At 43.3% G+C, this 24,709-nt stretch carries 25 protein-coding genes; 15 read left to right on the top strand and 10 right to left on the bottom strand.

Features of this window, described 5'->3' with window-relative positions; translation table 11 throughout:
- Positions 1–8 precede the first annotated feature (8 nt).
- The 9 genes from ccoO to uspE all read left to right on the top strand — a co-directional run bounded on the left by ccoO (position 9) and on the right by uspE (position 7,526).
- On the top strand, positions 9–629 hold the full coding sequence (gene ccoO / locus GVO60_RS18190; RefSeq protein WP_006878897.1) for a cytochrome-c oxidase, cbb3-type subunit II: 621 nt from the start codon (positions 9–11) through the stop codon (positions 627–629).
- A 12-nt stretch (positions 630–641) separates the two neighbouring features.
- Positions 642–818, top strand: a complete 177-nt coding sequence (locus GVO60_RS18185; RefSeq protein ID WP_006878898.1) for a CcoQ/FixQ family Cbb3-type cytochrome c oxidase assembly chaperone — start codon at positions 642–644, stop codon at positions 816–818.
- Positions 815–1,792: a cytochrome-c oxidase, cbb3-type subunit III gene (gene ccoP / locus GVO60_RS18180; protein ID WP_159656601.1), complete on the top strand. Its 978-nt coding sequence runs from the start codon at positions 815–817 to the stop codon at positions 1,790–1,792. The genes GVO60_RS18185 and ccoP overlap by 4 nt, the downstream gene beginning before the upstream one ends.
- A 103-nt stretch (positions 1,793–1,895) precedes the next feature.
- Positions 1,896–2,375, top strand: coding sequence for a FixH family protein (locus GVO60_RS18175; protein ID WP_159656599.1), 480 nt, complete (start codon positions 1,896–1,898; stop codon positions 2,373–2,375).
- A gap of 9 nt (positions 2,376–2,384) precedes the next feature.
- Positions 2,385–4,757 carry a heavy metal translocating P-type ATPase gene (locus GVO60_RS18170; protein WP_159656597.1) on the top strand — a complete coding sequence of 791 codons (2,373 nt, stop codon included), beginning with the start codon at positions 2,385–2,387 and terminating at the stop codon, positions 4,755–4,757.
- A complete protein-coding gene (gene ccoS, locus GVO60_RS18165; protein WP_159656595.1) occupies positions 4,758–4,928 on the top strand; it encodes a cbb3-type cytochrome oxidase assembly protein CcoS in 171 nt (56 codons plus the stop codon).
- Entirely contained in the window at positions 4,925–5,599 is a 675-nt protein-coding gene (locus tag GVO60_RS18160; RefSeq protein WP_159656593.1) for a sulfite exporter TauE/SafE family protein, read from the top strand. Before ccoS ends, GVO60_RS18160 begins: the two co-directional genes overlap by 4 nt.
- 88 nt (positions 5,600–5,687) lie before the next feature.
- Entirely contained in the window at positions 5,688–6,437 is a 750-nt protein-coding gene (gene fnr, locus GVO60_RS18155; protein WP_159656591.1) for a fumarate/nitrate reduction transcriptional regulator Fnr, read from the top strand.
- Between the two features lie 141 nt (positions 6,438–6,578).
- Complete coding sequence (gene uspE, locus GVO60_RS18150; RefSeq protein ID WP_159656589.1) at positions 6,579–7,526, top strand: universal stress protein UspE; 948 nt, start codon at positions 6,579–6,581, stop codon at positions 7,524–7,526.
- A gap of 75 nt (positions 7,527–7,601) precedes the next feature.
- Here uspE and ttcA read toward each other — a convergent pair whose 3' ends face one another.
- The 4 genes from ttcA to GVO60_RS18130 form a co-directional block, all read right to left on the bottom strand.
- Complete coding sequence (gene ttcA, locus GVO60_RS18145) at positions 7,602–8,495, bottom strand: tRNA 2-thiocytidine(32) synthetase TtcA (RefSeq protein ID WP_159656587.1); 894 nt, start codon at positions 8,493–8,495, stop codon at positions 7,602–7,604.
- A gap of 213 nt (positions 8,496–8,708) precedes the next feature.
- Entirely contained in the window at positions 8,709–9,368 is a 660-nt protein-coding gene (locus GVO60_RS18140) for a DUF2987 domain-containing protein (protein WP_159656585.1), read from the bottom strand.
- A 13-nt stretch (positions 9,369–9,381) separates the two neighbouring features.
- Positions 9,382–10,215 (bottom strand): glucosaminidase domain-containing protein, encoded by an 834-nt coding sequence (locus tag GVO60_RS18135; RefSeq protein WP_159656720.1) that lies wholly within the window; start codon positions 10,213–10,215, stop codon positions 9,382–9,384.
- Positions 10,208–11,011, bottom strand: a complete 804-nt coding sequence (locus tag GVO60_RS18130; protein ID WP_159656583.1) for a DUF2189 domain-containing protein — start codon at positions 11,009–11,011, stop codon at positions 10,208–10,210. The genes GVO60_RS18135 and GVO60_RS18130 overlap by 8 nt, the downstream gene beginning before the upstream one ends.
- Before the next feature lie 384 nt (positions 11,012–11,395).
- Between GVO60_RS18130 and potA the strand changes: the two genes are divergently transcribed.
- From potA to GVO60_RS18100, 6 genes are all read left to right on the top strand, one after another.
- Positions 11,396–12,529 carry a spermidine/putrescine ABC transporter ATP-binding protein PotA gene (potA, locus tag GVO60_RS18125; RefSeq protein ID WP_159656718.1) on the top strand — a complete coding sequence of 378 codons (1,134 nt, stop codon included), beginning with the start codon at positions 11,396–11,398 and terminating at the stop codon, positions 12,527–12,529.
- Positions 12,510–13,370 carry a spermidine/putrescine ABC transporter permease PotB gene (gene potB / locus GVO60_RS18120; protein ID WP_159656581.1) on the top strand — a complete coding sequence of 287 codons (861 nt, stop codon included), beginning with the start codon at positions 12,510–12,512 and terminating at the stop codon, positions 13,368–13,370. Before potA ends, potB begins: the two co-directional genes overlap by 20 nt.
- The gene (gene potC, locus GVO60_RS18115; protein ID WP_159656579.1) at positions 13,370–14,140 is read left to right on the top strand and encodes a spermidine/putrescine ABC transporter permease PotC; all 771 of its coding nucleotides are present in this window, start codon (positions 13,370–13,372) and stop codon (positions 14,138–14,140) included. Before potB ends, potC begins: the two co-directional genes overlap by 1 nt.
- A 99-nt stretch (positions 14,141–14,239) precedes the next feature.
- Positions 14,240–15,274: an extracellular solute-binding protein gene (locus GVO60_RS18110; RefSeq protein WP_159656577.1), complete on the top strand. Its 1,035-nt coding sequence runs from the start codon at positions 14,240–14,242 to the stop codon at positions 15,272–15,274.
- 176 nt (positions 15,275–15,450) lie between these two features.
- Entirely contained in the window at positions 15,451–16,488 is a 1,038-nt protein-coding gene (locus GVO60_RS18105) for an extracellular solute-binding protein (RefSeq protein ID WP_159656575.1), read from the top strand.
- 56 nt (positions 16,489–16,544) lie between these two features.
- A complete protein-coding gene (locus tag GVO60_RS18100) occupies positions 16,545–17,321 on the top strand; it encodes a GGDEF domain-containing protein (RefSeq protein ID WP_159656573.1) in 777 nt (258 codons plus the stop codon).
- A 23-nt stretch (positions 17,322–17,344) separates the two neighbouring features.
- Here GVO60_RS18100 and cobB read toward each other — a convergent pair whose 3' ends face one another.
- The 6 genes from cobB to GVO60_RS18070 form a co-directional block, all read right to left on the bottom strand.
- Positions 17,345–18,082 (bottom strand): Sir2 family NAD+-dependent deacetylase, encoded by a 738-nt coding sequence (gene cobB / locus GVO60_RS18095; RefSeq protein WP_159656571.1) that lies wholly within the window; start codon positions 18,080–18,082, stop codon positions 17,345–17,347.
- Between the two features lie 170 nt (positions 18,083–18,252).
- Positions 18,253–19,473 carry an ammonium transporter gene (locus GVO60_RS18090; protein WP_159656569.1) on the bottom strand — a complete coding sequence of 407 codons (1,221 nt, stop codon included), beginning with the start codon at positions 19,471–19,473 and terminating at the stop codon, positions 18,253–18,255.
- Between the two features lie 294 nt (positions 19,474–19,767).
- Positions 19,768–20,184 (bottom strand): hypothetical protein, encoded by a 417-nt coding sequence (locus tag GVO60_RS18085; RefSeq protein ID WP_159656567.1) that lies wholly within the window; start codon positions 20,182–20,184, stop codon positions 19,768–19,770.
- Positions 20,171–21,217 (bottom strand): formate dehydrogenase subunit gamma, encoded by a 1,047-nt coding sequence (locus GVO60_RS18080; protein ID WP_159656565.1) that lies wholly within the window; start codon positions 21,215–21,217, stop codon positions 20,171–20,173. Before GVO60_RS18080 ends, GVO60_RS18085 begins: the two co-directional genes overlap by 14 nt.
- 14 nt (positions 21,218–21,231) lie before the next feature.
- Positions 21,232–21,840 carry a formate dehydrogenase FDH3 subunit beta gene (gene fdh3B, locus GVO60_RS18075; RefSeq protein ID WP_159656563.1) on the bottom strand — a complete coding sequence of 203 codons (609 nt, stop codon included), beginning with the start codon at positions 21,838–21,840 and terminating at the stop codon, positions 21,232–21,234.
- A gap of 11 nt (positions 21,841–21,851) precedes the next feature.
- A complete protein-coding gene (locus GVO60_RS18070; RefSeq protein WP_159656561.1) occupies positions 21,852–24,707 on the bottom strand; it encodes a formate dehydrogenase subunit alpha in 2,856 nt (951 codons plus the stop codon).
- Positions 24,708–24,709: the final 2 nt, after the last annotated feature.

Genomic DNA, 24,709 nt, shown 5'->3' with positions numbered 1-24,709 from the left:
ATTAAAGAATGAGTTCAAATTCTAACAATCGCCACGAAATTGTAGAACGCAATGTCGGTTTACTAGCGATTCTTATCGTTTTTGCAATCAGCTTGGGTGCTCTGGTAGAGATCACGCCACTGATTTTCCAAAAGCAAACCACTGAGCCAGTAGAGAATTTACGTCCTTATACTGCGCTTGAAATGGAAGGTCGTGACGTTTACATCCGTGAAGGTTGTAACGTTTGTCACAGCCAGATGATTCGTCCATTCCGTTCTGAAACAGAGCGTTACGGTCACTACTCTGTTGCTGGTGAAAGTGTATATGAGCACCCATTCCTATGGGGTTCTAAGCGTACAGGTCCTGACCTAGCACGCGTTGGCGGTCGTTACTCTGATGAGTGGCACCGTGTACACCTAATCGATCCACGTGAGTTGGTTCCTGAGTCAAACATGCCTGGTTTCCCATGGCTTGAAGAAAATGTTCTTGATGGTAAGGACACGCAGAAGAAACTAACTATTTTCCGTGATCAATTTGGTGTTCCATACACTGATGAACAGATCGCAAACGCGTCTAAAGATGTAGAAGGTAAAACAGAGATGGATGCCATCATCGCTTACCTTCAGTCTCTTGGTCACGCAATGAAGTAATAAGGGGTAATTATGGATATCGGTACTATTCACAGTATTTGGACCATAGTGCTTTTCGTAAGCTTTCTTGGTGTTGTTTGGTGGGCTTACGGTAAAAGTCGTAAGTCTCGTTTCGACGAAGCCGCTAACCTTGTATTCGCTGATGAAGAGCAAGCACCTTCTAAAGAACAAGGAGTGACTAAGCAATGACTACATTTTGGAGTCTTTGGATAATCATCATTACGGTCGGTACATTAGTCGGCTGTGCGGTGATTCTTCTTTGGTGCCTTAAAGATAAAATGGGCGTTGAAGAAGGTGCAGATATGGGGCACGAATACGATGGTATTCGCGAGCTTAACAACCCACTACCGAAGTGGTGGACATATCTGTTTGTTGGCACATTCATTTTTGCCGCAATCTACTTAACGCTGTACCCAGGTTTGGGTAACTTTAAAGGCGTACTTGGCTGGACCAGTTCTGACCAAACAGTACGTACTGTAGAAGAGTCAAAAGCGTCGATTGCTGCAGCTCAAAGCAACAAGCAGCTAAACCAATTCGCTAAAGAGCTTGATGACGCAGAAACTTACTTTGGTGAAGCGTTCAAAAAGCTAGCTCATGTAGACGGTACAGATCAGCTACGCCCGATTCCTGAAATCGCGGCAGACTCTGAAGCAGTAAAAGTAGGTCAACGTTTGTTCCTACAAAACTGTTCTCAGTGTCACGGCTCTGATGCTCGTGGTCTGAAAGGTTTCCCTAACCTAACAGACGATGCATGGCTATACGGTGGTGAGCCCGCAGCTATCGTTACAACGGTAATGCAAGGTCGTATTGGTCAAATGCCAGCATGGAAAGACGCTCTTGGTGAACAAGGCGTTCAAGAAGTGGTGAGCTACACATTGAGCCTATCTGGTCGTAGTGTTAATGCACGTGAAGCGGAAGCGGGTAAAGCGCGTTTCGTGGTTTGTGCTGCATGTCACGGTACAGACGGTAAAGGTAACCCAGCGGTGGGTGCGCCTGACTTGACGGACCAATATTGGTTGTTCGGTGGCTCTCGTGCTGACGTAACAGAAACTGTTATGAACGGTCGTTCTGGTGTAATGCCGGCTTGGAAAGACATTCTAGGTGAAGACAAAGTTCAGCTTGTTTCTGCATACGTTTGGAGTTTAAGCAACTCGGAACAATAAGTTACATTTCTATAACAGCCCCTTACTTTCTATAGATGGTAATGGGGCTGTCTTTCCTTTAGAGTTAAATTCCTGATTCCATTTATTAATTGAGAACTTTTTTATGGTAAAGCCTTGGTATAAGCAGTTTTGGCCGTGGTTTCTAATAATTCTACCGCTTACTGTTGTTGTATGGACGATTATCACAGTTATCGTTTTCTCTCAGAACTCTGTGTCATTGGTAACCGAGGATTACTATAAAAAAGGTAAAGGCATCAATATTGATATCTCAAAACAAAATGTTGCCAAAGATTTAGGATTGAGTGCATCGGCTTTTTCTGATGGTAATGCCGTTGTAATTCAATTTGAAAAAGGTAAGTTGGAGCACTACCCTGCGATAACCGTCATGTTCGCCCACAGAACTTTACCGGATCGCGATTTTTCTCAACTACTGACTTCTGATGCGAAAGGCCAATACCGCTTGACGCTTGAAGAAGAGTTGCAAGGACCTTGGTTTATTGAGCTAACCCCACATGATCAAAAGTGGTTAGTCCAAGGACGCGTTACCTTCCCGTCTACGACGCCTGTTCAACTAGAAAACTAATCATTGTCTATGTGTAAATCGTGTTATCACTGCGGTGAAGAAGTACCAGTCAGCACGGATTTTAAAGTAGAAATCCTCGGTGAAATCAGAGCGATGTGTTGCCCTGGTTGCGAGACCGTAGCCCAGACGATTGTCGATAGCGGCTTGGTCTCTTACTATCAGTATCGAACGGCACCAGCTGAAAAAGCAGATTTAGTGCCTGAGCAACTTCAAGCTCTGATTCATTATGATAATGAAGAAGTACAATCAGAATTTGTTCGCAATGCCGATGATCGAGCCGAAGTCACTCTTTCACTTGATGGTGTCTCTTGTGCTGCATGTGCGTGGTTGATTGAGAAGCAAGTTTCCAACAAAACTGGCGTACTATCGATTCGAGTCAACACCACAACCAATCGTGCAATATTGGCATGGGATAAAAGTAAAACCCGCTTGAGCGAGTTACTTTCAGCAATTCATCAATTGGGATACAAAGCTGCTCCTTTTGAAGCTGATAAACAAGAAGCTGCTTATCATCAACAGATGAAGCAATACCTCTACCGCTTAGGGATTGCAGGGCTGGCAACCATGCAAGTTATGATGCTTGCGGTGGCACTTTATCTTGAAGTATTTGGTGATCTTGAACCCGAGTTTAAAAACTACTTTCGCTGGGTTAGCTTAATTTTTGCTACCCCGGTTATGCTCTACTCTGCTCTACCATTCTACATTAACGCTTGGCGTAGTATCCGTAGCCGAACCTTGGGTATGGATGTCCCGGTTTCTATTGCGATGATATTTGCTTACTTTGCGAGTTTAGTTGCGACTGTGACAGAGCAAGGTGAAGTCTTTTTCGAGTCCATTTCCATGTTCGCGTTTTTCCTTTTGGTTGGACGATTTTTGGAAATGCGGGCGAGACGAAAAGCGGCCGCGGCAAGTGGTAACCTACTTAAGCTGATACCTGCCATTGCAACTAAGCTCGATGGCGACCAAGTCCCGGTAAAAACTCTAAAGCTTGGCGATCAAATTCGAGTCTTGCCTGGGGAGCATGTTCCCGCTGATGGCAAAATCATTAAAGGTCGCGTGCATATTGATGAATCCATGTTAACGGGGGAATCTGTCCCCGTTGTCAAAACCGTTGATGATCATGTTTATGCGGGCACTTTGAATGGCGAGGAGTCTTTCGAGTTAGAAGTAATGTCGTCGAAAGCGGACTCTATGATTTCGAACATTGTCCGTCTTCAAGACGAAGCTCAATTGTCGAAACCAAAAATCGCAGAGATTGCTGACATTGTAGCGCGCTACTTTGTCGCCGTTCTTTTGGTTATCGCAGCAGGAACTTGGTTCTTCTGGCATCAAGCACGACCGGACGATGCGTTTTGGATCATGTTATCTGTCCTTGTAGCAACTTGTCCTTGTGCTCTTTCTCTTGCAACACCAACCGCGCTCACTTGTGCAACGTCTCGTATGGGTAATTATGGTATCTTGCTTCGTAAGAGCCATGTGTTTGAAACCTTGTGTAAAGTTAATCACCTGATTGTCGACAAGACAGGCACCCTGACTCATGGTGATATCGTAATTAGTCAGGTCAAAACTATGTCTGACTATAGTGAAGAACAAGTGAGCGCTATTGCAGCCTCACTTGAAGCGCACGCGAATCACCCTATCGCACGCGCATTTAAGCCTTATGTGAATCAAGACGTTGTAGTGGACAACGTAGAAAACGTGATTGGTTCAGGTATATCAGGCATTTATAACGGTAAAGAAACCAAGATTGGCAGCGCTAAATATATCTTAGGTAATGATGCCAAAGCAGAGCCTAACTCTGTCTATCTTTCTATCGATGGTATTCACGTAGCGACGTTTAACTATCAAGATCCTATCCGTAAAGAAGCAAAATCTTTCATTGAACGTTTTAAAACTGCGGGAATTAAAATCACCCTATTAACTGGTGATTCTAAAGCTAATGCTGATGTTGTTGCCCAAGAAATTGGTATTGATACCGTCATTGCCAGTGCTAAGCCGCAAGATAAACTTGAATACCTGCAAAGTGTAGATAGCAACGATGTAACCATGATGATTGGTGATGGTATTAACGATGCCCCAACTCTTGCAGGCGCGCATTTATCTGTTGCGATGGGCGGTGGTGCTGACGTTGCAAAAGCTTCTGCGGATATGGTTTTACTAGGTGACCACCTAGAGCGAATTTTGGAAGCGCGAAAACTTGCACTTCAGACTCGTAAAATTATTCGCGAAAACCTAGCATGGTCACTGGGCTACAACCTCCTGATCCTTCCTTTAGCTGTCGCAGGTCTGGTTGCGCCATATTTTGCGGTCGTCGGTATGTCTGCGAGCTCAATTATTGTAGTATCTAACTCTCTTCGTTTGCTAAAAGAGCAAGGTAAATAGATGGAAAGCCTATATATCCTCATCCCTATAGCGATTGTTTTGGTTTGTGTGGCTGTTGCAGTATTCTTGTGGGCAGTGAAAAGTGAACAATTTGAAGATCTTGAACGTCAAGGTCATAACATTTTGTTCGATGAAGATGAAAAGAACAAAGAAGAGAACACGCCTAAATGAGTCCTGACTGGATTGGTGCTTTTGTAATCGGTCTTGTCGGTGCTGGCCACTGCATGGGTATGTGTGGTGGTATTGCTTCTATGTTGACCCTAGGCCAAACGTCACCTTCTAAACTGACTCCCTTGTTCTACAATATTGGCCGCTTGCTCAGCTATGCATTGATAGGAGCGTTAGTTGGCGGTGCTGTTTCTTCTATCTCTGAAGTCACTCAGCTAAATAACATTCTTGTTTGGCTAAGACTAGCAGCGGCAGTTTTCATGGTTCTTCTCGCCTGTTATATAGGGCGTTGGTGGCATGGTCTTCTCTATGTCGAGAAACTGGGTCAGGTGATTTGGCGTCGAGTTTCTCCTGCCGGTAAATCTTTGCTTCCTCTTAAAAAGCCAGTTCACGCCATTCCATTTGGTTTTGTTTGGGGTTGGTTGCCATGTGGATTGGTCTATTCAACATTAACTTGGGCTGCGGTTTCAGGAAGTGCTTTAAATGGAGGCCTAATTATGCTTATGTTTGGCCTGGGTACCCTGCCAGCAATGCTACTTGTCGGCCATAGCGCGACGCTTCTACATAGATTGCAGAATTCTGTCATATTTCGTCATATTGCAGCGTTAATGATCTTAACTTATGGACTACATACTGGCTATACAGCATTAAGTCTCTTATCAATTACTTTTTAGGTTCCTGTTTTTTGGCCTTTTTTTCCACTACCCTTTAGAGTTAAGGAATGCTAAAATATTGATGTATATCAAATAGTGAAAGGTTGTTATGATTTCTGAAAAGCCTGCAACAAAGCGCATTCAATCTGGTGGCTGTGCCATCCATTGTCAAGACTGCAGCATCAGCCAGCTTTGTATTCCGTTTACTCTTAATGAGTCTGAGCTTGATCAGCTTGATCAAATCATCGAGCGTAAAAAGCCAATCCAGAAAGGACAAGAACTGTTTAAAGCCGGTGATGAACTTAAATCACTATATGCTATCCGTTCAGGCACTATCAAAAGCTACACCATTACTGAGCAAGGTGACGAGCAGATTACTGCGTTCCATCTAGCTGGTGATTTGGTTGGTTTTGATGCGATTACTGGTGACGCTCACCCAAGTTTCGCTCAAGCTCTCGAAACTTCAATGGTGTGTGAGATTCCTTACGAGATCCTTGATGACCTATCAGGCAAGATGCCTAAGCTTCGTCAACAAATCATGCGTTTGATGAGTAACGAAATAAAAGGCGATCAAGAGATGATCCTTCTGCTTTCTAAAAAGAACGCTGAAGAACGTCTTGCAGCTTTCCTTTACAACCTATCGACTCGCTTCTCTCAACGTGGTTTTAGCCCTCGTGAGTTTCGTTTAACGATGACGCGCGGTGATATCGGTAACTACCTTGGCCTAACGGTTGAAACGATTTCTCGTCTATTGGGTCGCTTCCAAAAGTCTGAAATCTTAAGTGTAAAAGGTAAATATATCACTATTATCGATCATGATGCGCTAATGACTTTAGCGGGCGTTTCATCAGAATCTTAATAACATCAATGATGTAGCTCACTTTCTACCTGAAATTGAGCTACATCATACTTCTCTCAACATCCTGCACATTTTCCTAAAACTCTTCGCTGAACTAAGCTACATTAATCATATGTTCCTCCTCATGTTAAAGGAGTCTATATGAGCATCTATAACAAAATATTAGTTGTTGCTGACATCAATAAAGATGAACAACCTGCATTGGCCCGTGCCATGCAACTTGCTGCCAAAAGTCGCTCTCCAAGCAAAGTGACCTTCTTTTTATCTATCTACGACTTCTCCTATGACATGACTTCTATGCTCTCTATTGATGAGCGAGATGCAATGCGCCGTGGCGTGATTGGTCAACGCGAACAATGGATGAAGAAAGTTGCAGACGAGTATCTTATAGAAGGTATTGAGTTTGATATCCGAGTGGTTTGGCATAATCGCCCTTACGAAGCCATCATAGCTGAGGTGTATGGTGGAGAGCATGACATTATTATCAAAGGTACTCGTAAACACGACGTCTTAGAGTCCGTCATTTTTACTCCGACAGATTGGCACCTATTGCGCAAATGCCCATGCCCAGTCTTGTTGGTTAAAAATGCCGATTGGCCTGAAAACGCAAGTATTCTTGCTTCTGTTCATGTCGGTTCAGAAAATGAAACCCACCTTGGCCTGAATGATAGCATGGTTGAGCAGTTAAATAGCTTAACGGAACGGCTTGGAGCAAGTCCTTATCTTGTCAACGCCTATCCTGTCACTCCGGCCAATATTACCATTGAGCTGCCAGAGTTCGATCCGGCGACTTATACTGACGCGGTTCGCGGCCATCATTTAACTGCAATGAAAGCATTGAGACAAAAACACGGTTACGATGATGAACAAACCGTTGTAGAGCAAGGATTGCCTGAAGATATTATCCCTGAAGTCGCTGAGCGATTAAATGCGGCAATGGTGATTATCGGTACAACAGGACGAACAGGTTTGTCAGCTGTGTTTATTGGTAATACTGCTGAGCATGTGATTGATAAAATCAATTGTGATGTTCTAGCATTGAAACCACAGGGTTATATCAGCCCTCTCGATCCTAAAACAGCGATCTAACTCCTAAGGCTGTATCTAAATGCGAAAAAGGAAGATAGTGACTATCTTCCTTTTTATTTGAGTGTTTGATGCGGTTTAGATGTTGGTTACATCGATAAACATTGACTCATCGATATTGGTTGAAGAGACAATCGCTTCGCTAAACTCATACTCTTCGCGGTTACCTTCTCGATCAAGAGGAAGGTTTACAAAATCAAATAGATTGCGATCGGCTAGCTGACTTGGACTTACGTTCTGAATTGATTTGAAAATTGCTTCAACGCGACCAGGGGTTTTCTTATCCCATTCAATCAACATTGCTTTGATGGACTGACGTTGCAAGTTCTCTTGCGAACCGCACAAGTTACAAGGAATAATTGGGAATTCTCTGTGCTCTGCGTATTTGATCAGATCTTTCTCACGGCAGTATGTCAGTGGGCGAATGACCACGTTACGGCCGTCATCAGAACGTAGCTTAGGTGGCATTGCTTTTAGACGAGAGCCGTGGAACATGTTCAAGAACATAGTCTCAACGATATCATCTAAATGGTGACCCAGTGCAAGCTTGGTTGCGCCAATCTTTTCAGCAAATGAGTACAGCGTGCCACGACGCAAGCGTGAACACAGGCCACAAGTCGTTTTACCTTCTGGCACCTTCTCTTTTACTACTGAATACGTGTCTTTGTCGACAATGTAGTATGGAATGTTCAAGGTTTCGAAATAGTCAGGAAGAATATGCTCAGGGAAACCTGGCTGCTTCTGATCTAGGTTAACGGCAACCACTTCAAACTTGATTGGTGCTGCTTTTTGTAGATTCAGCAGGATATCAAGCATCGCAAATGAATCTTTACCACCACTAATACATGCCATTACAACATCACCTTCTTCGATCATGTTGTAATCAGTAATGGCATTTCCAACGTTTCTTCTTAGACGTTTCTGAAGTTTGTTGAATTCTAGGGTTTCTTTTCTTGTATCTTTTTCTGTCATTGCGAGCTCTCACATCGTCGACAAGGTCGACTGAAGGACTTCCTAACGTGTTTTATTCGGGGCGAGGATTATACGAGCTTTTTCGCAAGGTTTAAACGGTTGTCGAACAATCGCTGAGGAAAATAATAGCTAGATGACGTTAAACAAGAAAGTGATAAGTGACAGTGTCGCTAAATGAGAGATGCAGGGCCGCTTGCAACGGCCCCATTTAAATTAATTTGCTTTCGGTAAGTAAGGTAAAACTCGAGCGGTTTCAGTTGGCAATGTCATAGAGCCACCCTCACCGATCTCTTCCAATGACACTTGCGCTTTACCGTTGACAATTGGTTTAGAAGTCCCGTTTGAGAATTGAATCATACCATTAAGGTTATCAGGAAACTCTAATGTCACGCCTTCAACATCTGGCGTAAACCAACTCGCAAACATTCCGCCTAGTTGTTCCAAAATTGCCTGCATTTGAGGCAGTAAAACTTTCACATCATCGTAGCTGACTTCACCGTTCATTGGATCTTTAGTCATGACTACCATAGAAAAGTCACAACGCATATCCATAGGTGTATGAACAAAAACCAAAGGATTGGCTGACTTCAAGTTGTTGTCTAGAGGTACAAGCACCTCGTTATACGGCGAAATCTGTAGCTCTTCGTAGTGTTCTTCTTTTTCCATCCACGCTTTTTCAATTTTACACAATTGCTTAGTATTAGCGTTCAAAAAGAAAAAGCCGACTTTGACGTCATCATGCCCTTCTTTGGCATTCTGTTTCATGTGAGAATACAGCTTGGAATAAGTAAACATGTATTCTTGAGCATAAGTTGGCAAAGCCGCAGACATAGAGACTGCTGCGGTTAAAAGTGCTAACGATAATTTCTTCATTGTTTTTATAATCTTATTGTGGAGTTTGAGAGGATTCCCAGAACGACTGATTATGACGGATCATACTTTGTAAATCGTTGACGTATGCCTCACCTCGTTCAGAGTATTTAAGCAATCCGTTGGTCAAAGCCATTGCCGCTTGAGTATCAACCAAACTTTCACCGTTCAAATGACGTTGATAACGAATATCACGCAAGTCTTCGTATGCCTTGTTTCGATTCACGTTCATGAAGTAACCATGAATAGATTGTTGAGCTGAAGAGAACTTCGCTACTTCGTGTGTCATGCCCTCACTTCGTTGCAATGGAACTAAACCACACCCTTGCGAGTAGCACCACTGGCCAAAAAAGTTATTCGCCTGTGTTGCAAAACGAGATGTTCCCCAAGCAGATTCATTGGCCGCTTGAACAAGAACAAGAGCTTCCGGAAGAACATCAACCCGATGAAGCATCTTATCAAGCCAACTCTGTGTCACACCCTCGGTCGTGAGTTTCACATTGTACAATCGCCCTAGTCGCTCAGCATAACTGATGTCTGAGCTTTCAAGTGACTGGGTATTAAACGCCTGTTCAATACTTTCTAATTTGATGCGTTCGTCAGCCACACGTTTATTTTCCAGCGCAATGCCTGGACGTAAATAATCAAAGAAAGCTTGTTTCTTTTGCTTGGTATCTTTAATGGCTGAGAAATCTGGCGCAGTGCCAACGGATTGAGCTGAATCGATGTTGGAAACTTGCGAACTTTTGCGACGCTCGCGTTCTTCAACTCTGTTTTGTTCGTAGCTATAAAAACTACAGCTGGCAATAAGGCCAACTGTAGCGATAGCAATAAATTCACTTTTACGCATTGAACACTTGTGAATTGCTGTCATTGTCGTCTTCATCTTTAGGGCGGTCAGAGGCAATAATCTTCAATTTAATGCCAAACATGTTGCGATAAACTATTCCTTTCACGTGTAAGAAGAAAGGAATTACAAAAATCAAACCGAGTCCGTAAAACATCGCACCGATGGCAAACATAATTACGACAAACGAGTAGATTCCAGCAAGAGGCAATATCTTTTTGTTTACAGCTCTTAGAGAAAGAAGCAGTGATTGCATTGGTGGTACTTTTTTCTCACATATGAGCAAGATTGAGTTGCTGAAAGCTAACGTTAAGTATAAAGACAGAAACGGCAAAATCATTCCAGCAATACCTTGAAGTACAAGGCTCGCAAGAGTAGCGATAATGACAGGTATGGTGAATTGTAAACCTTTACTAATATGGCGCGATTTAGTCGCCAACCCTGCTGCATGGCTCATTGCCATTAAGCTAATACCTGCATAAATAGGCGCACTGACCACTTCATAACTAAAGTTTGCGATCATAATGGCACTGAAAATACTTGGATCAAACTCTCCAGGAGTGATGAATGCATCCAGAACAACGGCAGGATTACCGAGCTGTAGCTTGAGGGCAATAAAAAAGATAGCGAGTTGAATCGCCATCAATAACACGACTGCCGGTGAAAAGGATAAGAAGTTTTTAATGGTATGATTCCACGCTTCTTTTAGGACTTCCCCTGCATTTAATTCATAGTCGCCAGACAATGCACGCTCTATGCTTCCACCTAAATTAAAGTCTTTCTCGATATCGTTATTCATTATTGAATCCGGAGCTTAGTGTTGAGCTAAGCTAACTTGTTGATTAATGCTACGTTGCAATTAAGAGACATTATACTAAAACGTCTCAAATCCTAAAATCAGATCATCGCCATTTGCTTGCTTTCTCGCTTGTATGGTCGATAATTGACCACTAAATACATTTGCGAATGCCTAGACTACTGATTCAGAGACGAAAATACCCTACTTGAAAGGGTGTAAAAGGTATAGAGAGAGTATGGTAAGAAAAGTTTACTTTTACCTACAAAATTATTTCTGTTTCAAGTAAAGAAAATGCTTTGAATTCACACTTTTGGTGATTATGATGCGCGCCTCTATTTTGTGTAACTACGGGTCATTTTCAAAATAAGCGAATAAATGACCAATGTGGGAGAAAAACAGACGTTGAACGCTAAACAACAAGCAGGAAAGCCCGTTATTCAATTGACGGGTATCAGTAAAAGTTTCGATGGTAAGGAAATCATCGGTAATCTGAACCTAGATGTAAACCACGGTGAGTTTCTGACGATTCTTGGTCCATCAGGTTGCGGTAAAACAACCGTACTACGAATGATTGCTGGTTTCGAAACCGCCGATAAGGGTGACATCATCCTTGATGGTCAGAACGTTACTCAAGTTCCTGCTGAACAAAGGCATGTCAACACTGTATTCCAGAGTTACGCACTCTTCCCTCACATGACTGTGTTCGAGAACGTAGCGTTTGGTTTGCGCATGCAAAAAGTGCCTGCTGCAGATATTGAACCTCGTGTATTAGAAGCTTTACGTATGGTTCGACTAGAAAAAATGGCGCAGCGTAAGCCGCACCAACTATCTGGTGGTCAGCAGCAACGTATTGCGATTGCTCGAGCAGTTGTGAACAAACCTAAAGTATTGTTGCTAGACGAATCTCTGTCTGCGTTGGATTACAAACTTCGTAAGCAAATGCAGATCGAACTTAAACAATTGCAACGTCAACTAGGTATTACCTTTATTTTCGTCACTCACGATCAAGAAGAAGCTTTGTCTATGTCTGACCGTATCATCGTTATGCGCGATGGTGTGATTGAACAAGACGGCTCTCCTCGTGAAATTTACGAAGAGCCTAAGAACCTATTTGTGGCTCGCTTCATTGGCGAGATCAACGTGTTTAACACCAAAATGATTGAACGTCTCGACGATAAGCGTATCCGCGCTGAAATCGAAGGTGTTGAGTCTGTGGTTTATTACGACCAAGAAGCACAAGCAGGTGAAAAACTGCAAGTCCTACTCCGCCCTGAAGACTTACGTATCGAAGAGATTAAAGAGTCTGAACATAAAGGCATTGTAGGTCACGTTACAGAGCGTACTTATAAAGGTATGACACTCGATTCTGTGATTGAGTTGGAATCTGGTATGCGCGTGATGGTTAGCGAATTCTTTAACGAAGATGATCCTGATGTGGATCACTCTCTTGGTCAAAAGGTTGCTATCACTTGGGTTGAAAGCTGGGAGGTGGTACTAAATGATAAGCAAGAAGATTAATCTTCAAAACGCGATCATTGCTCTCATTGTTGGATGGTTAACACTGTTTGTTCTAATACCAAACGTGATGATCATCGGTACGAGCTTTCTGACGCGCGATGAAGCTAACCTAATTGAAATGACATTTACGCTGGATAACTACCTGCGTTTAATGGACCCACTGTACGCAAAGGTGTTATGGCACTCTTTCTACATGGCGATTGTGGCTACTTTGCTTTGTTTGGTGATTGGTTATCCATTTGCTTATATTGTTGCGAAAATGCCTGAAAAATGGCGTCCAATCATGCTGTTTTTGGTGATTGTACCGTTTTGGACTAACTCTCTTATCCGAACTTACGGCCTTAAGATTGTATTAGGTACTCAAGGTATTTTGAATAAATCGCTGCTTGCAATGGAAATCATCGATAAGCCAATGCGCTTAATGTATACCGAAACTGCAGTCATGATTGGTTTGGTCTACATTCTGCTACCATTCATGATTCTTCCGCTTTACTCAGCGATTGAAAAATTGGATGAAACGTACACAGAAGCGGCAAAAGATTTAGGTGCAAACAAGTTCCAAATCTTTACTCGAGTAACCCTACCGTTAACCATGCCAGGTATTATTGGCGGTTGTTTATTGGTTCTATTACCTGCACTTGGTATGTTCTATATCTCTGACCTATTGGGCGGCGCGAAGAACCTACTGATTGGTAACGTGATTAAGAGCCAAGTATTGAATGCTCGAGATTGGCCTTTCGGTGCGGCAACCAGTATTGCCCTAACCGTTGCTATGGCCATTATGTTATATGCCTACTATAGAGCGGGTAAGTTATTGAATAAGAAAGTGGAGCTAGACTGATGGGTCGCACAGTTAGATTCAGCTTTATGGCGCTAGTTTACGCGTTCCTATATTTGCCAATAGTTGTTTTGATTGTGAACTCATTTAATGCCAATAAATTTGGTATGAAATGGGGAGGATTCACAACCAAATGGTATGAAACGTTAGTCAATAACGACAGCTTAATGCAAGCTGCGTGGCACTCATTGAATGTTGCAGTATTTTCAGCAACAGCAGCGACGATTATAGGTAGTTTAACTGCAGTTGCCCTATTCCGTTATAGCTTTAAAGGTAAAGGTATAGTTAATGGTATGCTGTTTGTTGTGATGATGTCACCTGATATCGTGATGGCGATTTCATTATTGGCGCTGTTTCTAGTTATGGGTGCTCAGCTTGGTTTCTTCACTTTGCTGGTTGCACATATTACCTTCTGTTTACCGTTTGTTGTGGTTACGGTATACAGCCGCTTGAACGGCTTTGATGTGAAAATGCTTGAAGCTGCGAAAGATTTAGGTGCCAGTGAATGGGTTATCTTAAAACAGATCATCTTGCCATTGGCAAAACCAGCCGTTGCTGCGGGTTGGTTGCTTAGCTTTACCCTATCACTAGACGACGTGATTATTAGTTCGTTTGTGACAGGTCCTACGTATGAAATTTTACCATTGAAGATTTACTCAATGGTTAAAGTGGGCATTTCACCAGAGGTGAATGCGCTCGCAACAGTAATGCTGATTGTTTCTTTATTCCTTGTGATCACTTCTCAGTTGCTTGCAAGGGAGAAAGTGAAGTAGAATCCGCATTCTGAAATGTGATACGGAATGGCATATAGTCATTCCGTTTTTTTATCTAATCTCCGTGATGGAGATACGTTTGGTTTGGAGCTAACGTCAATGAAAAAATGGGCTACTTTATTAGCTGGTAGTGCATGTGCGCTTTCTCTGTTCTCAGGATCAGTTGCAGCGGACGAAAACAAAGAACTTGTATTTATGAACTGGGGTCCTTACATCAACAGTAATATCCTAGAACAATTTACAAAAGAAACTGGCATCAAGGTTATCTACTCAACTTACGAGTCGAACGAAACTCTGTATGCAAAGCTAAAAACTCACAACCAAGGTTATGATTTAGTTGTTCCTTCAACTTACTTCGTGGCAAAAATGCGTGACGAAGGCATGCTGCAAAAAATCGACAAGACTAAGCTGAAAAATTTCGGCAACCTAGATACAAACTACCTAGATAAGCCTTTCGATCCAAAGAACGACTACTCTATTCCACACGTTGTTGCAATCACTGGTCTAGCAGTGAACGCTGATATACACGATCCAAATGACTTCCAAAGCTGGGCTGATTTGTGGAACCCAGAGCTTGAAGGTCAAGTAATGCTGATGGACGATACTCGTGAAGTGTTCCATATCGCACTGCGCAAACTAGGTTACTCTGGCAACACTACAGATCCAAAGCAGATCGATGAAGCATACGCAGAGCTACAAAAGCTAATGCCAAACGTTCTAGTATTCAACTCTGATAACCCAGGTATGCCATATATGTCGGGTGAAGTTAGCGTTGGTATGTTGTGGAACGGCAGTGCAGCAGCAGCTCAAAATGAAGGTATGAACCTGAAACTGGTATTCCCGAAAGAAGGCGGTATTGGCTGGGTTGATAACTTTGCTATCTCTTCAGGCGCAAAAAACGTAGAAGCGGCACACAAGATGATCGACTTCCTATTGCGTCCAGAAATTGCAGAGCAAATCTCTCGTGACACGGGTTATCTGACTGCAGTTGCAGCATCAAATGCTAAGTTCAAAGATGTAGCACCACTCTTCCCTTCTCAAGAAGATCTAGACCGCGTTGAGTGGCAAGATTCTGTTGGTGATATGACTGTTAAGTATGAGGATTACTTCCTTAAACTTAAAGCTGGTCAATAATCCAGAAAGGAATATTTAAAATAGGCAGCCTTGGCTGCCTATTTTCGTAATTGGCTGATATAATTTACCTTTGACTCGCTTGTTTTCGCTGACAAGCAAATAAACTCACGGCTTAATCAGAGTATATGACTTGGAATGGTCTTATGCTGCTTAAGCACATCAAAAACGGAAAAATAATGAAAAGTAAATTCTATGCAAGCGCACTGTGCGCAGCGACGTTGATCGCTTCTCCTGCAATGGCTGCTGATCAAGAACTCTACTTCTACAATTGGTCTGAATACATTCCAAGTGAAGTTCTTGAAGACTTTACAAAAGAAACTGGAATCAAAGTTATCTATTCAACTTACGAGTCTAACGAAAGCATGTATGCAAAGCTTAAGACTCAAGGTTCTGGTTACGATCTAGTAGTACCGTCTACTTACTTTGTATCGAAAATGCGTAAAGAAGGTATGCTTCAGAAAATCGATAAAGAGAAGCTGACTCACTTTGCTGATCTTGATACAAACTTCCTAAATAAACCGTTCGATCCAAACAACAATTATTCTATCCCTTATATTTGGGGCGCAACGGGTATTGGTATCAATTCTGATATGCTGGACAGTTCTTCTGCCACTAAGTGGGATGATTTCTGGGACAGCAAGTGGGAAGGCCAATTAATGCTAATGGACGATTCTCGCGAAGTGTTCCATATCGCATTAACTAAATTAGGTTATTCACCAAATACCACAGATCCAGATGAGATCAAAGCAGCTTATGAAGAGCTTAAGAAACTAATGCCAAATGTATTAGTGTTTAACTCTGACTTCCCTGCTAACCCTTACCTAGCAGGTGAAGTATCACTGGGTATGCTTTGGAACGGTAGCGCTTACATGGCTCGTCAAGAAGGTGCTTCCATTGATATTATCTGGCCAGAGAAAGGCACGATTTTCTGGATGGATAGCTTAGCAATCCCAGCAGAAGCGAAAAACGTTGATGCTGCACACAAGATGATTGACTTCCTGCTTCGTCCAGAAAACGCAGCGAAAATTGCACTAGAGATTGGTTACCCGACACCTGTGGCAACCGCTCATGACTTACTACCTAAAGAGTTTGCTAACGATACTAGCATTTTCCCTCCTCAAGAAGTAATGGATAGCGGTACTTGGCAAGATGAAGTGGGTGAAGCTAGCGTCTTATATGACGAGTATTTCCAAAAGCTTAAAGTAGATAACTAATCATTTTCGATTACACTTAATAAAGCGGCATTCGCCGCTTTATTTTTTAGGCGACTATGTACAGAATCTCGCTATGTTTTATATCACTCTTTATTGGTGCCCACAGTTTACTGTTCACCATTAGCCTCTATTTCCCTGTTGATTCTCGCTACGATCTGTTTTTTGAAACAAATACTCTTATCCTCGTCCTGTATCTCGCTTATGTCTCGTTACGTGCAATTAAATCCCACCCTTTTATCCGCTACGGGATCAATTGTTTAGTTATTAATAGCTTTTATGAAGTCACGACAGAGATAGACTATTTTAATGCGCTCGCTTCTCATTACCCTCTCATTGATTCTTTGATGGAAGATGGTCTCTTGCAGTTGTCTTTCCTATTTCTCGCTTTCGGTATTACCCAACTGATTAAATCAATTCAAGAAAGTGCAACGATTGACGAGCTGACAGGTTTGCACAACCGGACAAAGCTGGATTCTATTTCCCTTGCGGAATTTGATTTAATCTATTTCGATCTCGATGGACTTAAGTTAGTGAATGACACTCAAGGTCACGCCATGGGTGATGTGATGATAATTCGTTTTGCTCATGCACTTTCAGAGTCAGTTTCCTCCGGTGAACAAGCATTTAGAATTGGTGGAGATGAATTCTTGGTTATAGCGACTTTGACCACTGGTCAACAGTTTGTTGATAGAGTAAAGCGCCAATTAAAAGATCAAACCATTGAATTTAGTTACGGTATTGAATCGACAACAAAGCAACAATTTAGAGAAGCGTTAGTAAAAACTGATCAAGCGATGTATAAAATGAAAAATGCCCAGCGTGATAAGCGCTGAGCATTGAATGTTGAGGTGAATTTTTAGGCTTGTTTTACTTTGGGCTCTTGGAGCGCAAGAACCTCTTCTACTAATCTTGGCACTTCGATACTTGCTTTGCCATAGCGCTTTTCTTCAAATTCACTCTCTATTGCACTCGGCTCAAGATTGATTTCTATTGTATGAGCGCCATGCATTTTCGCGTCATGAACAAAGCCTGCAGCAGGATAAACAACGCCAGAGGTACCAATTGAGATAAACAAATCGGCCTCCTCCAATGATTGATATATCTCGCCCATTCTTAATGGCATTTCACCAAACCAAACAACATGTGGCCGCATCTGAGATGGAATTTGACAGCAATGGCACAGATCACCCGTTTTAATCTCACCTAACTCTTCAATGACTTGATTCGATTCACTGCAGCGTGATTTTAGTAGTTCACCATGCATATGGATTACATTGCTACTGCCACCTCGCTCATGCAAGTTATCGATGTTTTGCGTAATGATAGTCACTGACCCTTCCAGCTCTTGTTCTAATCGCCCTAAAGCGGTGTGAGCTGCATTTGGGTGAATCTTAGGGTCTTGGAGTTTGAGACGACGTTGATTATAGAAATCTTGTACCAAATCAGGATCGCGATCGAACCCTTCCGGCGTGGCAACATCTTCAATCTTATGATCTTCCCATAGGCCATCTTGAGCTCTAAATGTTTGAATGCCTGATTCTGCTGAAATGCCAGCACCTGTTAATATGACGACATTGCGATACGGAAATTTCATACCCACATCCTTATTCGGTTTCTTTGTCTGTAGCTTAGCATTTAGGAAATAACATCAGAAGCAATGGGGATTAGACCATAGTCGAAAAATGGCCTATTTATCGACAGGATTGTGATGAGAAACCACAAAGGGCAGCCAGTGCCACCCTTTGCTATTGTTGTTGATAATGATTAGTCATCACTTGTTGAAGATATTTTATGAATAGCTAAGTCAGCGCCATTAAACTCATCTTCTTCAGACATTCTCAGCCCAGTTAGCTGATTGATCACACCGTAAACGATAAGAGCTCCTGCCAAAGCAACGGCTATACCCAGTACAGTGCCTAGGAGTTGAACAGTGAAGCTTACGCCACCTAAACCACCAAGCGCCGTTTGACCAAATATACCCGCAGCAACACCACCCCAAGCGCCACATACGCCGTGTAATGGCCATACGCCCAATACATCGTCAATCTTGGTTTTGTTTTGCAGATAAGTAAACAGGTAAACAAATAGTGCGCCAGCAATGCTACCCGTAATCAATGCACCAATTGGATGCATGAGGTCAGAACCGGCACAAATGGCAACAAGACCCGCTAACGGCCCATTATGGATAAAGCCAGGGTCATTCTTGCCTGCGATAAGCGCAGCGATGATACCGCCAACCATTGCCATCAATGAGTTCATCGCAACAAGACCGCTAATACCATTTAGGGTTTGCGCTGACATAACATTAAATCCAAACCAGCCGACACAAAGAATCCACGCACCTAGCGCCAAGAAAGGAATGTTTGAAGGTGCAAAGTTGGTGTGTTTACCGGCACGTACCCGACCTTTGCGCATACCCAGAAAGAGCACTGCAACCAAAGCAATCCAACCGCCTACGCCGTGAACCACAACAGATCCAGCAAAGTCATGAAACCCATAACCAAATTGCGTTTCAAACCAAGCTTGAACGCCAAAATTGCCATTCCAAATCATACCTTCAAAGATTGGGTAAACGAGTCCAACCGTAAAGAACGTCGCGATGAGCACTGGATAAAAACGAGCCCTTTCTGCTATACCGCCGGAAACAATCGCAGGAATCGCTGCTGCAAATGTCAGTAAGAAGAAGAATTTAACCAGTTCATAGCCATTTCCTTGCGATAGAGTTTCTGCATCTGCAAAGAAATTCGCCCCATAGGCGACCCAATAGCCAATAAAAAAGTAAGCAATAGCTGAAATACCAAAGTCTGCGAGAATCTTTACCAAAGCATTCACTTGGTTTTTATGGCGTACAGTCCCTACTTCTAAAAAAGCAAATCCTGCGTGCATTAAAAACACCATAATGGCACCCAGTAATAGAAAAAGTGTATCGGAACTTTGGGTCAGGGTTTGTACTGCTCCATGTACCTGACTTGCGTCGACGCTCATTGTCTGTCTCCATGTCTTTTGCCCAACGTCTGTGCGTTGAACTTATTATGTCACCATCTTGGTGAATAGATTGTTGAGGCAGATTAATCGCAAGCTTTGTGCCAATTGATAATAGATTTATATAATAGGTGTAAGTGGCTGATATTTAGTAATTTAAATAAGAATTACGCAATGATTTACTGGAGTGAATGGATAGTTTGGTGCATAAAAATGCACTATGGTGGTGAAATCGCACCAATATAATGCGCTTCCTTTATGGTTGATAAAAAGCCCTGCATTGCAGGGCTCATTAGTTTATAGGTTTGGACCTTTAGTCATACTGAATCGCTCATTGGCTTTGAGCTTTTGCATTCCTTGATACATACGAACAAACCATAATAGAATTGCGGCTAAGCCAAACAACATGCCCACATAAGGTATGTAGTAAGCAATCTCATCAATAATATGACTGTTGTACCAGTAGTCATTCACCCCAATTAACACGCCATTTGCAGTGGCCACTGTGATGATCAAAACCACAAAGAAGGTCAGATTTAGAAAGAAAGTACGAATCAAACCATAGTAGTGTGAATCGACGATCTCGCCATCTTCCCCTTTATCTAAGCGATATCCTGCATAGATGATTGCCAGTACACCTGAGATTAAGCAAGTAAACGGAGTGAAGCAACTAAGGATGTATGCGACCCAAATACCATTGTTAGGCTTTTTCATTTGTGTTCGCTCCTTTATCCTCACCAGAAGCAGCCAGCTTTTCTTGGCGCTCCTTCTCCATCATTTCCTGATACCAAATGTCATGGTGTTCTTTCGCCCAAGTCTCATCGACTTCACCGGTCACCATGCCTTCAAGGGCGCCTTCCATACCAAATAGACCGATATAGATATGGAACACAAAACCACAGATAAGGATCAGTGCCGCTAACATATGAACAAGGTTAGACAACTCCATATCGCGGCGGGTCTGGCCGAAGATTGGGAAGTCAAGAACAAGGCCACTTAGTGCAACCACAATACCGACGACAATCAACAACCAGAAAAGTGCTTTCTCACCGGCGTTAGAAAACTCTGCAGAAGGGTGTGAGCCTTTGTGCTTACCGACCATACCGCCAAGTTTCATAAACCAACCAATATCCACCTTCTTGAAGATTGATTTGCGCCACCACTTAACAAGTACGCACATCAATAATACGAAGAAGATCGGGCCAATGTAGTTGTGGTATTGCTTCGCCAACATAATGATGAAGCCCCATAAATCGGATGGGATATACGGCTTCAAAAAGTGTTTACCATAAACGAGCATCAAGCCACTAAAAGCTAGCGTTAAGAATGTAAACGCCATACTCCAGTGCAGCGCCCTATCTAGGCGAGACCAGCGTTTAATCTTCTTACCTGTGCGAGGTGCACTTAACATCAGTGGACCGATGGCGATATACATCATGGTCACGAAAGCAATACTACCGAAAATTGCCACAGCTCCCGCTGGAGACATCCATTTTTCTTTCAATATGTACCAGGTTTGACCTGGAGTACTGATCAGCATTCCGTGCTCTGGGAACTGAGACGTCGTGTAGCCCTCTTCGCCTTGACGAACTTGACGCCAAAAATCGGCACCAGCCAATTGCGTCATTTCACGTTGTGCAACTTCAGACTCTTTTTGCTCAGCATGCGCAGGCAACGACAAAGCAAAAAGCAATGCTGCCATTAAAGACAGCATCGCAAGAGATGCACGTTTATATATTAAAAACATGAATCTCTCCGCTCTTAGCTTTTCGTTGCGTCATAAGACAGATCATTACCGTCTGTCCAACCAGCACCTTTCGCACCACGTTCAACCACACGCTGACGGAAGATATCAGAGACTTTCTCTGCGTCACCGGCAATCAGCGCTTTCGTTGAACAAAGTGACGCACACATTGGAAGTTTGCCTTCAGCAATACGGTTCGCACCGTATTTTTGGCGCTCTTCTAATGAACCAGGTTCTGTTTCAGGGCCGCCTGCACAGAACGTACATTTGTCCATTTTACCGCGCTCACCAAACGATGCTTGTTTAGGGAACTGAGGTGCACCAAATGGGCATGCAAATAAACAGTAACCACAACCGATACAAAGATCTTTGTTGTGTAGTACGATGCCATCTTCGGTATGCTCGAAACAGTCTGCAGGACATACCGCTTTACACGGTGCATCTGTACAGTGCATACAAGCTACAGAGATAGAGTTTTCACCCGGCTCACCATCGTTGAGGGTGACTACGCGACGACGTTGAATACCCCACTCTAGAGCATCATCGTTTTCATTTTTACATGCAGTGACACAGCCGTTACATTCAATACAGCGTTTGGTGTCACAAAGGAATTTCATTCTAGCCATCAGTTGACTCCTTACGCTTTGCGAATGTTACATAGGGTGACTTTGGTTTCCTGCATCTGCGTGACAGGGTCATAACCGTATGTCGTTGCAATGTTTGCAGATTCGCCAATTACGTATGGGTCAGCACCTTCTGGGTATTTTGCTCGTAGGTCTTCACCTTGGAACTTACCGCCGAAGTGGAATGGGATAAATGCAAGACCTGGTTTCACGCGGCGAGTAACCATTGCTTTCACGTGAATGCGGCCTTTCTCAGCACCCTCAACCCAAACCATATCGCCGTCCTTGAAGCCAAGATCGTTCGCATCTTTAGGGTTCACTTCAACGAACATTTCTTGTTGAAGCTCGGCTAGCCATGGGTTCGAACGAGTTTCTTCACCACCACCTTCGTATTCAACCAGACGACCAGAAGTCAGAATGATTGGATACTCGCCAGATTTGTCTTGATCTTGGATAGACTTGTACATGGTCGGCAAGCGGTAGATAGATTCACTATCATCCCAAGTTGGGTAATCTGCCACCAAATCACGGCGAGGTGTGTATAAAGGCTCACGGTGTAGAGGCACGCGATCTGGGAAAGTCCAAACCACTGCACGAGCTTTCGCATTACCGTAAGGAATACAACCGTGCTTAATCGCTACGCGCTGGATACCGCCTGAAAGGTCAGTTTTCCAGTTTTTACCTTCCGCTGCTGCTTTTTCTGCTTCAGTCAGATCATTCCACCAACCTAAATGTTTCAGCAGTTTGTCATTGAATTCAGGGAAACCATCTTCAAGCTCACAGCCTTTTGAGTAGCTGTCTTCAGCAAGTAGGTTTTTGCCTTCAAATTCAACACCAAAACGAGCACGGAAGTTACCGCCACCTTGAGCCACAGGCTTAGATGTATCGTAAAGAATGTGGGTACCTGGGTGTTTCATCTCTGGTGTTCCCCAACATGGCCAAGGCAGACCATAAGTTTCACCATGTGCTGGGCCGCCTTCAGCTTCCAACGATGTTTTGTGGAAAGTGTGCCAGTTTTGTTGGTGATCTTTTAAGCGCTCTGGGCTTTGACCTGTGTAACCAATTGTCCACATACCACGGTTAAATTCGCGAGTAATGTCTTCGATTAATGGTTGGTTGTTTTCTACTTTTACGTTTTTAAATAGCTGATCAGCAAAGCCAAGTTTCTTCGTTAGAAGGTACATGATTTCGTGGTCAGGCTTAGATTCGAATAGAGGCTGAACGACTTGGTCACGCCATTGAATCGAACGGTTTGATGCAGTAACACTACCGTAAGTTTCAAATTGAGTCGTCGCAGGTAGAAGGTAAACACCGTCAGTGCGATCGTTCATTACTGCTGCAACCGTTGGGTAAGGGTCTACGATAACCATCATATCCAGCTTTTGCATCGCCTTCTTCATCTCAACGCCACGAGTCTGCGAGTTAACCGCGTGACCCCAGTAGAACATAGCGCGGATATTATCGTTCTGTTCGATGTTGTCTTTGTTTTCCAACACGCCATCAATCCAACGAGAAACAGGGATACCCATGTTGTTCATTGGTTTCTTACCGCGGTATTCATTTTGGTCGAAGCGGTTTTGTACCCACTCGTGGTCAAGATCCCAAACTTTAGACCAGTGCTTCCACGCGCCGTCAGATAGGCCGTAGTAACCAGGAAGAGTGTGCGAAAGAACGCCAAGGTCAGTTGCGCCCTGTACGTTATCGTGGCCACGGAAGATGTTTGCACCACCACCTGACTTACCCATATTACCGAGAGCAAGTTCAAGGATACAGTAAGCACGAGTGTTGTTGTTGCCGGTTGTATGCTGAGTACCACCCATACACCAAACAACACAGCCAGGACGGTTTTCAGATAGCAGTTTAGCCGTTTGGTATACTTCCGCTTCTGTTACGCCAGTTACGCGCTCAACTTCTGCTGGGTTCCATTTAGCCACCTCTTCACGGATCTCATCCATGCCGAAAACACGTTGGCGGATAAATTCTTTATCTTCCCATTTGTTAGCAAATACATGCCATAAAACGCCCCAAATGAACGCCACGTCTGAACCCGGACGAAGAGAAACATAGTGATCTGACTTAGCCGCTGTACGAGTACGACGAGGATCCGCAACAACGATCTTACAGTTGTTCTTCTCTTTTGCGATTAGGATGTGCTGCATCGCAACTGGGTGCGCTTCTGCAGGGTTTGAACCAATGAATAGCATCGACTTACAGTTGTGCATATCATTGAACGAGTTAGTCATCGCACCGTAGCCCCAGGTATTTGCTACGCCGGCAACAGTTGTTGAGTGACAGATACGCGCTTGGTGATCGACGTTGTTGGTGCCCCAAAGAGACGCCATCTTACGGAACATGTACGCTTGCTCGTTGTTATGTTTCGCACTACCTAGCCAGTACACTGAGTCTGGGCCAGATTCTTTACGAATCTCTAGGGTTTTATTACCGATTTCCTCAATCGCTTGATCCCACGATAATTTTTTCCACTTACCGTTTTCAAGCTTCATTGGGTATTTCAGGCGACGCTCACCATGACCATGTTCACGCAATGCAGCACCTTTCGCACAGTGTCCACCAGCGTTAAATGGGTGGTCAAATGCAGGTTCTTGACCTGTCCAAACACCGTTTTGTACTTCTGCGTAGATACCACAACCTACAGAACAGTGTGAACAGATGGTGCGCTTCATTTCAGTTTTCGCACTAGGATCAACCGTTTTTGCTTCCGCTTTTTTGATCATTCCCGGTGTAAACAAACAAGCACCCGCAACCGCACCACCAGCTGCTAATGAGCTGTTTTTCATGAATGCGCGGCGTGAAATACCCAATTGATTTTGTTCTTTGCTCACAGAATCGGAGCGTTTTACTAATTTCATCA

The sequence above is a fragment of the Vibrio atypicus genome, from assembly GCF_009811315.1.
GTDB lineage: Bacteria > Pseudomonadota > Gammaproteobacteria > Enterobacterales > Vibrionaceae > Vibrio > Vibrio atypicus.
The sequence above is the reverse complement of the archived record's forward strand: the minus strand, read 5'-3'. Positions and strand labels throughout refer to the sequence as shown.